Raw genomic sequence first — 2,351 nt, 5'->3', positions numbered from 1 at the left:
CTCCTGGAGTGTGGGAGGTGCGCGAAGGGCATCGGTCTCAACTGGCGTGCAGGCAGCGGCACTTGCACGACCGGAGCCCTGCGCCATGTGATGCGTAACGTAGTAATGTGAAATTGCACTGACAACCCCTCAGGCGCCGGCAACTCACAACTCCCTTGCGGCGCGGCCCCGTTCGCCCTGCCCGGGGCGCATCGAACGCGCCCCGGACACCGGGGCGCCGGCCCGGTGACCTTGTACGCTGGTGAACCACTCGGGGCGGGCGCGCGGGCCACGGCCTGCCGGCCACGAAGGGAACACCACCATGGGGCACCTCACACAGCGCACCCTCGTCACTCCCCGGGAGCGGCTGCGCGACCAGGTCGCCCACCACCTGCGGGCGGCGCTGATATCCGGCGAACTGCGGCCCGGCCAGGTCTACTCGGCGCCCGTGCTCGCCGAGGACTTCGGGATCTCCGCGACGCCCGTGCGCGAGGCGATGCTCGACCTGGCCCGCGAGGGCCTGGTGGAACCGGTCCGCAACAAGGGCTTCCGCGTCACCGAGGTCAACGAACGCGATCTCGACCAGTACACCGAGATCCGCACCCTCATCGAAGTCCCCATGGTCGGCCGCATCACCCGGTCCGCCGCACGCGCGGACCTGGAGCGCCTGCGCCCCGTGGCCGAGGAGATCGTGCGTGCGGCCCGCGACCACGACCTCATCGGCTATCTGGAGGCCGACCGGCAGTTCCACCTCTCCCTGCTGGCGCTCGGCGGCAACGACCGGCTCGTGGAAACCGTCGGCGACCTGCGCAAGCGCTCGCGGCTGTACGGCCTGACGGCGCTGGACGAGCGCGGACGCCTGATCCCGTCGGCGCAGGAGCACATCGAGCTGCTCGACCTGATGGTGGCCGGTGACGCCGAAGGGGCGGAAGCGTGCATGACCCGCCATCTCGGGCATGTCCGCTCGCTCTGGGCGCGCGGCGACAAGGAGTAGGGCACGGAGCAGGACGCCGTACGACCGGCAGGGTCCTACTCGCCGGTTCGTTTGATTCTTCAACGCACTGCGACATTCATTGACGCGAACCGTTCACATCTTTATGGTCGCCTCACCTTCCCCGGCGATCCCGCAACGGAGAACAATGAGGTCCCTCCCCCGCACGGCCCGGTTCGTCGCACCCTTCCTCGTGGGTGCGCTTGCCGCGACCGTTCCCCCCACCGCGGCGGCCGGCACCGCGCCACCGAGCACCCAGCGCCCGACGACGCCCGCGCCCTTCGGTGACGGCTGGACGATGACGTCCACCCGCATCGACCCGAAGGACACCTACCACGCCTTCGTCGGCAACGGCTATCTCGGCCAGCGCGTCGCCCCCAACGGAAGCGGCTACACCGCCTCCGAAGCCAAGACCGGATGGCCGCTGTTCACCCCCCGCTACGACGGTTCCTTCGTCTCCGGCCTCTATGCCCACACCCCGGACACCACCGAGAACCGCCAGGTCGCCGCGGCCATCCCCACCTGGTCGCCGCTCACCGTCTCCACCGGCGGAGAGGAATCCGAGACCTTCACCTCCGCCACACCGGCCTCCCGCATCTCGCACTACCGCCAGAGCCTCGACCTGCGCCGCGGCCTGGTGCGCACCGAACTCACCTGGACGGCGAAGGACGGCCGCGCCACCGACCTCGTCTACGACGTCCTGGCGGACCGCGCCAACCCCCACGTCGGCGCCGTGCGCCTGCGCATGACCCCGCACTGGGACGGCCGCGCGAAGGTCACCGACCGCATCGACGGACGCGGCGCGCGACGCGTCACCCCCGCCGCCGGCGCCGCCCGCTCCGGGCACCGGACCATGACCGTGGGGTTCCGCACCCAGGGTACGAAGACCGAAGGCACCGTCGCGTCGACACTCCGCGCAGGGCACGGAGTGCGTACAGGAAATGAACAAGCCTCCGCTCCTGCCCGCAAGTTGAGCGCCCATCAGTCCGTCGGTGTGCCCGTCCGGTCCGGACAGAGCTACGAGCTCACCAAGTACGTGGGCGTCGACACCGCGCTGACCTCCCGCTCCCCCGAGCGCGACGCCGTGGCGGCCTCACGGCAGGCGGCGGAACGCGGCTGGGGCGCGCTGTTCCGCGGACACACCGCCGCCTGGCGCAAGCTGTGGCGCAGCGACATCGAGGTGGCGGGACAGGGCAAACACCAGCGCGACCTGCAGTCGTGGGCGCGATCCGCCCAGTACGGGCTGCTCTCCAGCACCCGCACCGGCTCGTCCAACAGCATCTCCCCCACCGGACTGAGCAGCGACAACTACGCCGGTCTTGTCTTCTGGGACGCGGAGACCTGGATGTACCCGGCGCTGCTCGCCGCCCACCCCAACCTC

General features: G+C 70.6%; 1 protein-coding gene and 1 pseudogene. Both read left to right on the top strand.

All coding sequences use genetic code 11. The features are described from left to right. The first annotated feature begins 301 nt into the window (after positions 1-301). On the top strand, positions 302-973 hold the full coding sequence (locus tag ACQKIP_RS45325) for a GntR family transcriptional regulator (RefSeq protein WP_365854350.1): 672 nt from the start codon (positions 302-304) through the stop codon (positions 971-973). Between the two features lie 145 nt (positions 974-1,118). After that, a pseudogene (locus ACQKIP_RS45320) lies at positions 1,119-2,351 on the top strand (haloacid dehalogenase); the annotation flags it as partial.

Origin of the sequence: Streptomyces sp. NPDC059900, assembly GCF_050270335.1 — a bacterium.
Lineage (GTDB): Bacteria > Actinomycetota > Actinomycetes > Streptomycetales > Streptomycetaceae > Streptomyces.
The sequence above is the reverse complement of the archived record's forward strand: the minus strand, read 5'-3'. Positions and strand labels throughout refer to the sequence as shown.

Coding starts and splice junctions, on each gene's coding strand:
- ACQKIP_RS45325 (WP_365854350.1), top strand. CDS start 302: ATGGGGCACCTCACACAGCGCACCCTCGTCACTCCCCGGGAGCGGCTG.